Genomic DNA, 12,847 nt, shown 5'->3' on the forward strand with positions numbered 1-12,847 from the left:
GGCGGCATGAGCCAGTCCGCAGATCCCAAGCCCGCCCCTGACAGCCCGGTCGTGGCGCCCGCCTCGATGTTCTCGGACTGCGGCGACGCCCCTTGTCCCGAGCCCGTCCTGCCCACTGCGACCGCCGAACAGCAGGCGGCGCTGACCGACGGCGTGCGCATGCGCGAGAACCCGGCTGAGTGGGCCTTCGTGCGGCTGTCCAAGCTGATCGAGGACTACGAGAAGACCCTCGACAAGGACGAGGAGGTGGGCGCGCGCATCGTCGGCCTGCCCGGGGACGGGGTGATGCAGATCGAGGACGTCGGCTTCTGGGGGCCGGACTTCATCCTGTTCCTGGGCAAGAACGCCGACGGCCGGCCCGTGCGCCTGATCCAGCACTACGCCCAGATCAACGTCCTGCTGGACGCGCGCAAGAAGCCGGACGAGCGGCCCGCCCGTCGCATCGGCTTCCAGCTGTCTGAACTGGTCGAGAAGACCAACCCGAAACAGACCTAGAGCGTCGCCGCCCAGTCCGTTCCGCGAACGAGGCTGTCGATGATGCCCGGCTCGCTGGAGGCGTGACCGGCATCCTTGACGATCTCCAGCTTCGCTTCGGGCCATGCGCGATGCAGGGCCCAGCAGCTGGACAGTGGCGTGACCACGTCGAACCGGCCCTGCGCGATCCAGCACGGAATGTGGCGGATCTTGTCGAGGTTGTTCAGCAGCCAACCTTCCTCGGGGAAGAAGCCGTTGTTGGTGAAGTACCAGTTCTCGATGCGGGCGAAGGCGACGGCGAAGTCGGGCTCGGCGAATTTGTCGGGTCGGGCGTCCGGCCCCTCGACGCTGACGGTCTCGCCTTCCCAGCTGGACCAGGCCACGGCGCAACGCTCGCGTTCGGCGCGATCATCTCCGGTCAGCCGCTTGTAATAGGCCGCCATCAGATCGCCGCGCTCGGCCTCGGGGATCGGCTCGACGAACCGCTCCCACGCGTCGGGGAAGATGTTGGAGGCGCCTTCCTGATAGAACCAGCGCAGCTCGTGGCGGGTGAGAAGGAAGATGCCGCGCAGGATCAGCGCTCCCACCCGGTCCGGATGCTTGATGGCGTAGGCCATCGATAGGGTCGAACCCCAGCTGCCGCCGAACACCACCCACCGGTCGATGCCGAGCCGCTCACGCAGGCGCTCCATGTCCTCGATCAGCCGCCACGTGGTGTTCTCGTCGAGGGACGCGTTGGGCGTGCTGTTGCCGCATCCCCGCTGGTCAAACAGGACGATGCGGTATTTCGCCGGGTCGAAGTAGCGGCGCATGCCCGGATTCACCGCGCCGCCGGGGCCGCCGTGAACCACCAGAACGGGCGTGCCCTGCGGGTTGCCGCACTCTTCGTAATAGATCTGATGCTCGCCCTCGGTCGGCATCATACCGTGCGCGAAGGGCTCAATCTCGGGATACAGCTCGCGGCGCGGGGCGTCGGGCGCGGGAAAGGCCATGCAGCTACTCGTTACGATGCGGAAATCACGTTGAAACAACGCGTGACCGAAATGCGGCAAAGGCGAGCAAAAGCCAAGCCGTGATCATCAGCACACCCCCGATCGGCGCCACGGCGCCCATCGCAGGTAGTGACAGCAGTGCGATCAGCCACAAGGCCAGCGCGAACACAAGGCCGCCGACCACGCCCAGCCATCCCGCCACATCGATAAGCCGCTCCCGATTCGGCCAGACAGCGCAGGCGAGGGCGAGCAGGGCGTGGACGATCTGGTAGTGCGCACCGGTCGTCAGCAGCGTCTTGACGGCGGGGCCGGCGCCGTGGGCCGCGAAGGCGCCGAGCGCCACAGCCATGGCGCCGTTCAGGGCCGCGAAGGCGGCGAGAGGTCTGTTCAGGGTCATGTGCGGACCCTAGCCGACAGAATCTCCGGCGTCTGCTAATGCGCGCCATGACCGCCGCCCAGCGCATGGCCCTGCAATACGTGCTGCTCTTTGCGGCAAGCGGTGTGAGCTTGCCGTTCGCTAGTCTGTGGTTCCGGTCGCAGGGGCTGAGCGGTGCAGAGATCGGGGTGCTTCTGGCCGCGCCGATGCTGGGTCGAGTGGTGACGGGGCCTTTGCTGGCGGTATGGGCGGACGGGTTCCGGCTCAGGCGAACGCCGATCGCGATCCTCGGCCTCACGATGGCCGCAGGCTATGGCGGCGCCGGTCTGGTCGAAGGCTTCGCGGGCTGGGCGGTCTGCTGGTTCGTGGGTGCGACGGCCGCTGCCGCGCTGATTCCGCTCAGCGATGTGCTGACCCTGCGGTTGGCGTCGCGGGACGCCTTTAACTTCTCGCTGCCGCGTGGATGTGGCTCGGCGGCGTTCGTTCTGGCCAACGTTGGCATGGGGGCGCTGCTGCTGCGGGCGCCGACCGATGTGGTGGTGATATGGATCACGGGCGTCGCGCTGGCGATCGGCCTCTTCGCAGCCCTCGGCCTGCCACGCGAGGCGGTGTGCGACGCGGGGCCGGCGAGGGGACTGGACCGGTTCAGGGGGCTTGGCCGGCTGGTCGTCGATCCCGTCTTCATGACCGCCATCTTCGCGATCGGCGCGGTTCAGGGCGCTCACGCCTTCCAGTACGGGTTCTCGGCCTTGCTGTGGAAGGCTCAAGGGATCAGCGAGGCGGTCACCGGCCAGCTCTGGGCGTTCGGGGTGGCGGTGGAGATAGCCCTGATGTGGGTGTTCGAGCCGTGGCGTCGTCGGGTCGGGATCGGTCCGTGGGCGCTGCTGGTGACCGGATGTGTGGCCGCCGTCGTGCGATGGAGCGCCATGGCCTTCGCCCCGCCGCTTTGGCTGTTGTGGCCGTTGCAGGCCCTGCACGCCCTGACCTTCGCCGCCACCTTCCTCGCCGGAGTGCAGATCGTGGAGAGGCTGGCGCCGAGGGACAGTCAGACGGCCGGTCAGACCCTGAGCTCGGCGCTGTCGGCGGGCTTGCTGATCGGGCTCGCGACGGCGGCGTCGGGGCCGCTGTACGACCGGTTCGGAGCCGGCGGCTACTGGGCGATGGCGGGGATGGCGGTGGCGGGGCTGATCGCAGCCCTTCCGCTCAGGACGCGGCTGTCGGCTTAACCGACACGTCGACGGGGCAGGGGCGACAGGTGCCGGGCCATGGCTTCGGCCGCGGCCTTGACCGCGCGTTGCACGGCCACGTCAGGCTCATTCGCCGAAGCCCGGAGCAAACCGACGGCGGGCGTGTCGACCCCTTCGCGCAAGCTGGTCAGCACACGGTAGAGAAGGTAGCTGCCGGCGTCGTCCTCGGCCTCGGAGGTGGAGCTGGCTGACAGGCCCGCGTCTTCAAGCGCCCTTACGATCTCGGCCACATGGGCCGTGGCGCGGGCCACGCTGGGGCTGATGGCGTCGATGCGCGCCTCGCCGCCCAGGGCGTGGCTGTCGGCCCGCATCTGGACCTGAAAGCCTTTCGGGATGCTGCTGCGCCCGACCAGCAGCAGGGCGCGGGTCTGGTCGTCCTGAAGCTGCTCTACAAGGGCGCCCGCCAGATCAGCCGGTGCAGCTGAAGGGATGGCGATCGTCCGCGCTCCGCCCGGGCTCCATGGTTCGCCGGACAGGTCCTCGACGGGATCCCAGGCTCGCTCGTCGGCGTCCCATGCACAGATCACGATGGCTGGACGTCGGTCCGGCGCGGTCTCGGCTGTCGTGTCGAGCATGAACCCTGCTGGCGCGTGACGATTTCGTGACGGGTCGACCGTGTCGTCAAGGCGACCCGGTCGTCAAGCCGTTTCTGCCCCGGGCCCGATCAGTTCATATCACCGATGGCGGCGTCCAGCAGCATATACGCGCGTCCGGCGTCCGACATCAGACGGGCCAGAACACCTTGTGCATCGCCCGCATCTGCGCGTTGGCGCAGGTCGCGCGAGAAGTCGCGGACGTAGGCTTCGGCGTCCGCGCGCAAGGCGGGATCGGTCAGCACGCGACGCGAGACGCTGCGCACGGCGGCCGGCGCAACACGCCGGACGATCTGGCGGGCACGATCGGGGTCCTGTGCTGCGACCGCGACGGCGCTTTCCTCGATACGGGCCTTGGGCAGCAGGGCGTTCGGGTCAACGCCCATCCGTCGAATGGAGGCGAGGATACGCTCGCCGAGCGCCGCGCTTTCCGCCGGCGGCATGGCGGGCGTGTCGAGGTCGAGCGGCGCTTCGTCTCCAGTCTGGGCCAGATCGCTCCAGTCCATCGGCCCTGTCTCTGGGGGCGTCCCGGAGCCGGTCGGCTCCAGACGCAGGCGACCGCGCAAGCCGAAGCCGCGTCCGGTGTCCTTCGGGCGTTCGCGCGAGGCCGGCTCGCGCGCAAGGGCGCGCTCCGGTTCCGGCGTCGGCTCGCGGCGGCGCGGAGGCGACGCGGCGTCCGCTGAAACCACGCCCATCAGCCTGGCCGTCTCGGTGAGCATGTCGTAGTTACGACGCACGCGATCCTGGAAGCTGACATCCAGCGCCTCGGTGTCTTCGGCAGCGCGACGTGAGGCTGCGGTCAGCGCGGCCAGACCCTCCTCGACTGTGTTGCGCACGTCCTCGACGCGACGACGGGCCTCGTCCGGCAACCTGGCCGAACGCTCATCCAGATCACTCACGGCGTCATCGATCTGGCCGAGAGCGGTCGTGAGGCGTTCGACCATGTCCTCAAGACGGCGCAGCGCGCGGTCGCCGGCCTGATCGACCAGTTCGCCCGTCTCGGACACGATGCGGCGTGCGCTGCCGACGCGGGCGTCGGCGGCCTGATCGGCCTTCTGGGCGGCGTCGAAGAGAGCCTCGCCGAGGAGGTCCGCCCGCAATTGCGCCTGTTCGGTGGCTTCGGCCGTGGCGACACGCGAGGCTTCAGCCGTGGCCTGCAGGGCGGCGAGGGCGTGCCGGGTTTCCTCGGTCAGGGCGTCGCGGGCCTCAGCGGCCAGCGCCTCGAACCGGTCCAGCGCGATCTTGGTGGCGTTGTCGAAGGCGTCGGCTTCCCGTTGCGACATCTCGACGAGCGCGCGGAATTGGTCCGTGGTCGCCTCGACCAGGTCCTTGACCCCTTCGGTCGTGCGGCTGGCGGTCTCGTTCAGCTCACCGGCGGCGTTGCGGGTGATGGAGAGCTGTTCCGTCAGCTGGGCGCGCTGGCTCTCGACCTGGGCGGAGAAGTCCTCCTGATCGGTGCGCAGGGCGTAGGCGGCGCTGACGAGGGCGGCGCGCTGCTGGCCGAGGCCTTCCTCGACCGACTGGATCTGCTCGGTGACGCCGGTCCCGGCGTTCTCGAGACGCAGGGTCTGGCGGGCCAGATCGTCGGCGGCAGCGCGGGCGGCGTCCTGGGCTTCGCCGGCGGCGGCGGCGAGGTCGGCGGCGCGAGCGGCGAGGGCGGCCTCGGCTTCGCGAAGCTGGGTCTGGGCGAGGTCGGAGGCGTCGACAACCATGCGGGACTGGCGCTCCACCGCGTCCATGACGGCGGTAGCTTGGGTGTCGAGGCTGGCGCCGAGGCCCTGCATCTGCTCGCGCTCGTTGCCGAGCTGCTGGACAAGCCGGCGCGCCGTCTCGCCGGCCACCTGCGCCGCCTCGTTCAGACGGCTGGTTTCCTGCGTCAGGGCCTCGCGGAGCAGGGCCATGTCGTTGCGGGCGCGCTCGGCGGCGAGCGAGGCCTGATCGATGTCGCCGCGCAGGGACTGAAGGACCTGACCGGTCTGCTGCGCAGCCAGGGCCGTCGGGGCCAGCAGTGCGTCGGACAATTCGCGGGCTCGGCGGGTCTCGGCGACTAACCCTGCGCCCTGACGGACCGCATGAGCCAACATGATGGCCAGACCGGCCGGCGCCAACGCGATCAGGGCGTAGACGGCGAGCCGCAGCGGCTCCAGCTCGACCGCGCCGGAGCCGATCTCATAGGCCAGCCAGGCCGCGACGGCGCCGATCCACAAGGTCGAAGCGACGCCGGCGATGAGGTACGCCTGACCGCTCGGGGCCTTTTCGCGACGAGGCAAGCTGTTGGTGGTGGCGAAGGGTTCGAACGGGACCGGCGGTGCGTCGGCGGACTCGGCCATTTCGACAGGGGCGGTCGACCGGGCGGCCTCAACTGCGGCGCGCTCCTGGGCCAGGCGGCGCTCTTCGGCCTGACGCTGTTCCTCGGCCAGACGTCGGCGACGGCGCTCGGACATCGGGCGCTCAGGCAGGGTCAGTTCGGGCTCAAGCGCGGGCGCCGGTTCGAGCGCGCCGTCCTGTGCGGCCTCAGGCGGAACCAACGACTCCGGGTCCGGATCGTTGAGGATCAGCGGCGGCCGGCGAGGGGACTTCATGGCACTGGATTCTCGGCACGGAGCGGCGCCCGTGGGACGCCGCACGGAAGGAGGCGCGACCCTAGCGAGTCATTTCGGCAACGCAAAGGAGAGGAGGGTGCTTTCCGCTAAATGCGGGTCAGCACTCGTGCTTGCGCTCGGCGGCGACGGCGAAGACCGCTGACTGGCCATCCTTTCCGCAGTCGCGGACGCGATGGACTTCGCGCGTGGGCTTGGATGGGGCGTCAACGTCCAGGCCGAACTGCGACAGGGCCACAGCGGCGAGCAGGGCGACGAAGCCGAATACAAGATCGACCAGCCATTGCACCGCCTATCACTCCCCTTTGCAAAACGCTGGCATCTTATGCGCCGAAATCGCGCCCGAAACAATGCGCCAGAGCTAAAGACGGCGTCGCCATTGACCGTGCAGGCGTCGCCGTGGAACGGAAGAGACGCAGCGGGCCTTTTTGTCCGCCGCGCATGTCGCGGTCACGCGAATCGGGCAGGCCGGATCCATGGATTCCTCGGCGGACACTGAACCAGGAGGCTGGCTGAAGCCGGGCCGTAACTGCTGGCGGGTCGAGAGGGCCGGGCGCTTCGCCGTGCTGATGGAGAACCAGGCCTATTTTGACGCGCTGAGATCGTCGCTGGACAAGGCGCGCAAGTCGATCGTCATACTGGGCTGGCAGTTCGACCCCCGCACCCGGCTGGACCCCGCGACCTCGCCCGAGGACCACCACAATCAGATTGGCCATCAGCTGCGCATGCTGGTGAAATCCCGCCCGGAACTGGATGTGCGCCTGCTAATCTGGAAATCGCCGCTGCTGATCGCCGCGTCGCAGGGGTTCTATCCCCAGCTCGCGCAGCGCTGGTTTCGCAAGCGGATGGTCGAGTTCCGGCTGGACCAGCCGGGGCCGATCGGGGCGTGCCATCACCAGAAGGTGGTGATCATCGACGATGCGATCGCCTTCTGCGGCGGCGGAGATATCTCGACCGATCGATGGGATACGGCCGAGCATCTGGACGGCGACCCGCGCAGGGCGCTGCCGTCAGGCCTGATCCCTTCGCCCCGCCACGAAGTCATGTGCGTGATGGACGGGCCGGCCGCACGGGCCTTGGGCGATCTGGCGCGCGAGCGCTGGTTCAAGGCAACGTGGGAGCGGACGGTGCCGGACGAGCCCGGTGACGATCCCTGGCCGGACGGCGTCGAGCCGCTGCTGACGGATGTGCCGGTCGGGATCGCGCGGACCGAGCCGGGCTGGGCCGGGCGGCATGAGGTGAGGGAAAACGAAGCCTTCCATCTCGATGCAATCCGCCGCGCCAAAAAGCTGATTTACATGGAGAACCAGTACTTCACCTCGCCCTGTATCGCCGAGGCGCTGGCGGAGCGGCTGGCGGAGTGGGACGGACCGGAGGTGGTGCTGGTCTCGACCGGGACCAGCCCCAGCTGGTTCGACCGGATGACCATGGACACCGCACGGTCCGAGGTGCTGTTCCGGCTGGAAAAGGCGGACCGGAACAACCGCTTCTTTTGCTTCACCCCCTACACCCGGGACGGCGAGCGGATCATCGTGCACGCCAAGGTGTCGATATATGACGACGAGGTTCTGCGGATCGGCTCCACCAATCTGAACAACCGGTCGCTGGGCTTCGACACCGAGTGCGACGTCGGCGCGGTGCCGGGAACGGACGAGGGCCGTGAGGCGATCCGGGCGTTTCGGCACAGGACAATCGGCCACTGGATCGGTGAGACCGCCGAGGAGTTCGCCGCGGCCGAAGCCCTGACCCAGTCGACGGGCGACGCCGTGCTGCGCTTCGACCGGGGCCGGATGCGTCAGCTGGGCGCCGCGCCGCCGTCGCGGGTCGAGCGGATCATCGCCGAATTCCAGCTGGGCGACCCGACCTCGCCGCGCGACGCCTTCCGGCCGTGGAAGCGGCGAAGCCGGTCGCACCGGGAGCTGTCGTCGAGCTAGGCCGTGCCGCCCGGCATCGTAGCCGCAACGGGTTTCTCGGGCTTGTAACGCTCCGGCTTGGGCGGCGCTTCGGCCGTGGCCGACGGCGCTTCCAGCGAGGCGGCGGTCGGCAGTTCGCGCTTGGCCTGGATCGAGCGGCCCTGGAACCAGGCGCCCGGCTCGATGGCCAGCTGTTCCTGGGTGATGTCGCCCTCTACGCGGGCTGTGGCGAGCAGGCGCACCGACTTGCCGGTGATCGACCCTGAGACGCGGCCGCGAACCTCGACCTGATCGGCCGTCACCGCGCCCTCGACCGAGCCGTTTTCACCGACGACCACGCGGGCGAGGCGGACGTCGCCCTTGAGCGCGCCGTCAATCTGGATGTCTCCGCCGCCGCTGATGTTGCCTTCGTAGCGAACGCCGGCGGTCAGGGTGGACAGGTTGGTGGAGCGGGGAGCGGACGCCGGGGTCGGCGCGCGGGGCGCCGCCGGTTCGACATCCCGTCTTTCGGTCGGCGCCGGCGTTCGGTCGCTCATGACCGGAATGTTGAAGCCGCCGTCTTCCGATCCAGGCTTGTTCTTGTTGAACATGAGGTCTCCGATTGCTGTCACGACGCGAACGCCGAGGGCCCTCCAGCGACGCGAGTAAGGCTCACGCGGTCGGGTCCGGCAACCCCAGTTTTCGAACCTTGATTTACGAAGCGTCGCCGCGGACGGCGGCCAACACCTCGGCGGCGTGACCCTTGACCTTCACGTTGCGCCAGACCCGGACGATGACGCCGTCGCCGTCGATCAGGAAGGTGGCGCGCTCGATGCCCATATAGGTGCGGCCGTACATGGACTTCTCGCCCCAGACGCCGAAGGCCTCAGTGACCTCGCCGGCCTCGTCGGACGCCAGAACGACCTTCAGGTCGTACTTCGCCTTGAAGCGATCCAGCTTGCGGACGGGGTCGCGCGACACGCCGATCACGATTGCGCCAGCGCTGGCGAAGTCATCGATCAGGGTCGAGAAATCCTGGCCCTCGGTGGTGCAGCCGGGGGTGTCTGCCTTGGGATAGAAGTAGAGGACGGTCGGCTTGCCCCTGACCGAGGCGAGCGAGACGTGACCTCCGCCGTCGGTTGGCATGTCGAACGCGGGGGCTTTCGAGCCTTCGGGGATGTCGCGCATCAGGTTTCCCTTTCGTCGTCATCCTCGGGCTTGACCCGAGGATCGGAGGTGGAGCCGGGGCGGCGTCGACCGTGTTGGCCAACCCTGACCACCAAGCGAGAGAACGTCTGGCCCTCGGGTCAAGCCCGAGGGTGACTGTCGTGGCTAGATGGGGCGAACCAGAACGATCTTCTTCTTGCCGGCCGCCAGCTTCAGAACGCCGTCCGCGTTGACATCGCCAGCCTCGATCAGGCGGGCGCCGTCGGCGATGGCTTCGTCGTTCAGACGTAGGCCGCCGCCCTGAGCGAGACGGCGGGCCTCTCCGTTCGAGCCGGTGAGGCCGGCCTTGGTGGCGACGGCGGCCAGCATGGCGCCGAGCACTTCGTCGCGAGAAATCTCGACGGTGGGCAGGTCGGCGGAAATCTGACCCTTCTCGAAGGCGCTTTCGGCGGCGGCGCGCGCCGTCGTGGCGGCGTCTGCGCCGTGCAGCATGGTCGTCGCGGCGTCGGCGAGCGCCTTTTTGGCGTCATTGATGCCGGCGCCTTCCAACGTCTCCAGCCGGGCGATCTCGTCCAGCGGCAGGTCGGTGAACAGGCGCAGGAACTTGCCGACATCGGCGTCGTCCGCGTTCCGCCAGAACTGCCAGTAGTCATACGGCGACAGCTGGTCGGCGTTCAGCCAGATCGCGCCCTGCGCCGTCTTGCCCATCTTGCCGCCCGAGGCGGTGGTCAGCAGGGGCGTGGTCAGGCCGAAGGCGGCCTTCTGGTCCACGCGGCGGACCAGATCGACGCCGGAGGTGATGTTCCCCCACTGGTCCGACCCGCCCATCTGCAGCGTGACGTTGCGTTTCCGGTTCAGCTCGAGGAAGTCCACCGACTGCATGAGCATGTAGTTGAACTCGAGGAAGGTCATCGGCTGCTCGCGCTCGAGCCGCAGCTTGACCGAGTCGAAGGCGAGCATTCGGTTGATCGTGAAGTGCGTGCCGAAGTCGCGCAGGAACTGGATGTAGCCGAAAGTCGACAGCCATTCGTCGTTGTCGACGATGATCGCGTCGGTCGGGCCGTCGCCGAAGATCAGGAACTTCTCGAACACCGTGCGGATCGAGGCGATGTTCGACTGGATGGTCTCGTCGGTCAGTTGCGGCCGCGAGGCGTCCTTGCCCGTGGGGTCGCCGACCTTGGTGGTGCCGCCGCCCATCAGGACGACAGGCTTGTGGCCGGCCTGCTGGAGGCGGCGCAGCATCATGATCTGGATCAGCGAGCCGACGTGCAACGAAGGCGCGGTGGCGTCGAAGCCGATGTAGGCCGTCACGACGCCCGAGCTCGCCGCCTCGTCCAGCTCAACAGGATGGGTGATCTGATGGATATAGCCGCGCGCCTGCAGCGTCTTGAGGAAGTCGGACTTGAAGACGGGATCGGTCATCGGAAAGGCGCTTGGCGAGGGAGGGAAGGGGCGTGTAGCACGGCGGTGAAGCGGAGCGCACTCATGGACGAACAGCAGCACAGGCGGCAAGGGCTGGCGTTGGCCGTGTCCGGCCTGACGTTGGCCGTCGTGCTGTGCGCCCTCGTCAGCCTGATGGGCGGATTTGCGCCGAACAGTCCGGAGGGGCTGATTATCCCCGGCGTGTTCCTGCTGATCGGCGCCGGCGCGTGGGCCCTGTGGCGCGCGCGACGCTACGGGCTGGCGTGGACGCTCATGGTCGGCCTGCCGAGTCTTGGACTCGGGGTGTTCGTCGGCTTCTTTATCCTGTTCGCTCTGGGAATCAGCTGAGATGAAGGTCGATCTCATACCCTTTCCGCAGAACCCGTCCGGCCCCGCCGGGTGCGTGTGTGTCGAGCTGGAGCGGGACGGCGCGTCGCTGTGGCTGCGGTTCGTGGTCGAGGGCGATGTCGACCGGATCGAATGGCCCAAGGCGGCGGAACCGGGGCGGGCCGACGAGTTGTGGAAGCACACCTGTTTCGAGGCCTTCGTTCGGACGGCCGACGGCTATGGCGAGTTCAACCTGTCGCCGTCAGGACGCTGGGCGAGCTACGGCTTCGACGGCTATCGCGAGGGGATGCGGAACGCCGACGAGGCCGCGGTCGTGCTGGGGCTGGACGCCGGGAGCGACTATGCGGCGCTTGAGGCGCGGGTCGAGCTGCCGTCGGGCGCCGATCGTCTGGCGCTCTCGGCGGTCATCGAGGATGTCGACGGCGGCCTGACGTATTGGGCGCTGGCCCATCCGTCCCCGTTCCCGGACTTTCACCATTCCGATTCCTTCGCGCTGGACCTGCCATGAATTTCGGCCTCGACCGCCTGTTGTCCGACCCTGAGCTGAGCGCGCCATTGAAGGGGCGGCGGGTCGCGCTGCTGGCGCATCCGGCGTCGGTGACGGCGGACCTGACCCATGGGGTGGATGCGCTGGCCGGACATCCGGACATCACCCTGACGGCGCTGTTCGGGCCGCAGCACGGAATGAAGGGCGACCTGCAGGACAATATGGTGGAGAGCCCGGACTATCGGGATCCCGTCCACGGCGTGCCGGTGTTCAGCCTCTATGGGGAGGTCCGTCGTCCGAAGGACGAATGGATGGAGACGTTCGACGTCATCCTGATCGACCTGCAGGACCTCGGCTGTCGCATCTACACCTATGTGACGACCCTGCTCTACGTGCTGGAGGCGGCGCAGAAGCACGGCAAGTCGGTGTGGGTGCTGGATCGTCCTAACCCGGCCGGGCGGCCGGTCGAGGGGCTGACGCTGCTGTCGGGTTGGGAGAGTTTCGTCGGGGCGGGGCCGATGCCGATGCGGCACGGCCTGACCATGGGCGAGCTGGGGCGCTGGTTCATCGACCACTTCCGGCTGGACGTGGACTATCGCGTGATCACAATGGAAGGCTGGGAGCCGGAAACAGGGCCCGGGTACGGCTGGCCGCTTGGTCAGCGCAGCTGGGTCAACCCGAGCCCGAACGCCCCCAACCTGAGCATGGCCCGGGCCTATGCCGGCACCGTCATGCTGGAAGGCGCGACCCTGTCGGAAGGACGCGGGACGACCCGACCGCTGGAGCTGTTCGGGGCGCCGGACATCGATGCGCGGGCGGTGATCGAGGAGATGCGGGCGTTCGCGCCGGACTGGCTGAAGGGCTGCATGCTACGCGACATGTGGTTCGAACCGACCTTCCACAAACACGTCGGCAAGCTCTGCTCCGGAGTGCAGATCCATGTGGACGATCCGACCTACGACCATGCGGCGTTCAGGCCGTGGCGGGTGCAGGCGCTTGGGTTCAAGGCCGTGCGGCGGCTGTACCCTGACTACGACCTGTGGCGGGATTTCCCGTATGAGTACGCCTTCGGCAAGCTTCCGATCGACGTGATCAACGGCGGGCCGGGGCTGCGGGAATGGGTGGACGCGCCGGGGTCGACGGCGGACGAACTCGATGCGCTGGCTCTTCCGGACGAGAAGGCTTGGCAAGAGGCGCGGAAGCCCCATCTGCTCTACTGACGGTCGCATCTTCGCCATGATCGACGGCT

The 12,847-nt window shown here is 68.3% G+C and carries 14 protein-coding genes; 6 read left to right on the plus strand and 8 right to left on the minus strand.

Features of this window, described 5'->3' with window-relative positions; translation table 11 throughout:
• The first annotated feature begins 6 nt into the window (after positions 1–6).
• Positions 7–495 carry a DUF6173 family protein gene (locus tag ACIQC9_RS04020; protein ID WP_400612651.1) on the plus strand — a complete coding sequence of 163 codons (489 nt, stop codon included), beginning with the start codon at positions 7–9 and terminating at the stop codon, positions 493–495.
• On the opposite strand, the gene pip is transcribed toward ACIQC9_RS04020, so the two are convergent.
• Both pip and ACIQC9_RS04030 read right to left on the minus strand, forming a co-directional pair.
• Positions 492–1,466, minus strand: coding sequence for a prolyl aminopeptidase (pip, locus tag ACIQC9_RS04025; protein WP_400612653.1), 975 nt, complete (start codon positions 1,464–1,466; stop codon positions 492–494). The genes ACIQC9_RS04020 and pip overlap by 4 nt on opposite strands.
• 25 nt (positions 1,467–1,491) lie before the next feature.
• Complete coding sequence (locus ACIQC9_RS04030) at positions 1,492–1,863, minus strand: DUF423 domain-containing protein (protein ID WP_400612656.1); 372 nt, start codon at positions 1,861–1,863, stop codon at positions 1,492–1,494.
• A 47-nt stretch (positions 1,864–1,910) separates the two neighbouring features.
• On the opposite strand from ACIQC9_RS04030, the gene ACIQC9_RS04035 reads away from it, so the two are divergent.
• Complete coding sequence (locus ACIQC9_RS04035; RefSeq protein ID WP_400612658.1) at positions 1,911–3,068, plus strand: MFS transporter; 1,158 nt, start codon at positions 1,911–1,913, stop codon at positions 3,066–3,068.
• Here ACIQC9_RS04035 and ACIQC9_RS04040 read toward each other — a convergent pair.
• From ACIQC9_RS04040 to ACIQC9_RS04050, 3 genes are all read right to left on the minus strand, one after another.
• Positions 3,065–3,664, minus strand: a complete 600-nt coding sequence (locus tag ACIQC9_RS04040) for a hypothetical protein (protein ID WP_400612660.1) — start codon at positions 3,662–3,664, stop codon at positions 3,065–3,067. The two genes, ACIQC9_RS04035 and ACIQC9_RS04040, sit on opposite strands and share 4 nt — an antisense overlap.
• An 89-nt stretch (positions 3,665–3,753) precedes the next feature.
• Positions 3,754–6,264 (minus strand): tipN, encoded by a 2,511-nt coding sequence (locus tag ACIQC9_RS04045; RefSeq protein WP_400612662.1) that lies wholly within the window; start codon positions 6,262–6,264, stop codon positions 3,754–3,756.
• Between the two features lie 118 nt (positions 6,265–6,382).
• On the minus strand, positions 6,383–6,571 hold the full coding sequence (locus ACIQC9_RS04050; RefSeq protein ID WP_400612665.1) for a hypothetical protein: 189 nt from the start codon (positions 6,569–6,571) through the stop codon (positions 6,383–6,385).
• A gap of 187 nt (positions 6,572–6,758) precedes the next feature.
• Here ACIQC9_RS04050 and ACIQC9_RS04055 point away from each other — a divergent pair, with 187 nt between their 5' ends.
• Positions 6,759–8,216, plus strand: coding sequence for a phospholipase D-like domain-containing protein (locus ACIQC9_RS04055; RefSeq protein WP_400612667.1), 1,458 nt, complete (start codon positions 6,759–6,761; stop codon positions 8,214–8,216).
• On the opposite strand, the gene ACIQC9_RS04060 is transcribed toward ACIQC9_RS04055, so the two are convergent.
• The 3 genes from ACIQC9_RS04060 to tyrS all read right to left on the minus strand — a co-directional run bounded on the left by ACIQC9_RS04060 (position 8,213) and on the right by tyrS (position 10,763).
• Positions 8,213–8,785, minus strand: a complete 573-nt coding sequence (locus ACIQC9_RS04060; RefSeq protein WP_400612670.1) for a polymer-forming cytoskeletal protein — start codon at positions 8,783–8,785, stop codon at positions 8,213–8,215. The two genes, ACIQC9_RS04055 and ACIQC9_RS04060, sit on opposite strands and share 4 nt — an antisense overlap.
• Positions 8,786–8,888: 103 nt before the next feature.
• The gene (gene bcp, locus ACIQC9_RS04065; RefSeq protein WP_400612672.1) at positions 8,889–9,362 is read right to left on the minus strand and encodes a thioredoxin-dependent thiol peroxidase; all 474 of its coding nucleotides are present in this window, start codon (positions 9,360–9,362) and stop codon (positions 8,889–8,891) included.
• A 144-nt stretch (positions 9,363–9,506) separates the two neighbouring features.
• Positions 9,507–10,763, minus strand: a complete 1,257-nt coding sequence (tyrS, locus tag ACIQC9_RS04070; RefSeq protein WP_400612675.1) for a tyrosine--tRNA ligase — start codon at positions 10,761–10,763, stop codon at positions 9,507–9,509.
• A gap of 63 nt (positions 10,764–10,826) precedes the next feature.
• Here tyrS and ACIQC9_RS04075 point away from each other — a divergent pair, with 63 nt between their 5' ends.
• The 3 genes from ACIQC9_RS04075 to ACIQC9_RS04085 are packed head-to-tail and all read left to right on the plus strand — an operon-like array spanning position 10,827 to position 12,818.
• On the plus strand, positions 10,827–11,111 hold the full coding sequence (locus ACIQC9_RS04075; RefSeq protein ID WP_400612678.1) for a hypothetical protein: 285 nt from the start codon (positions 10,827–10,829) through the stop codon (positions 11,109–11,111).
• A 1-nt stretch (position 11,112) separates the two neighbouring features.
• On the plus strand, positions 11,113–11,619 hold the full coding sequence (locus ACIQC9_RS04080) for a DOMON-like domain-containing protein (protein WP_400612679.1): 507 nt from the start codon (positions 11,113–11,115) through the stop codon (positions 11,617–11,619).
• Entirely contained in the window at positions 11,616–12,818 is a 1,203-nt protein-coding gene (locus ACIQC9_RS04085; protein WP_400612681.1) for an exo-beta-N-acetylmuramidase NamZ domain-containing protein, read from the plus strand. Before ACIQC9_RS04080 ends, ACIQC9_RS04085 begins: the two co-directional genes overlap by 4 nt.
• Positions 12,819–12,847: the final 29 nt, after the last annotated feature.

This window comes from Brevundimonas sp. NPDC092305 (assembly GCF_044755415.1).
Taxonomy (GTDB): Bacteria; Pseudomonadota; Alphaproteobacteria; order Caulobacterales; family Caulobacteraceae; genus Brevundimonas.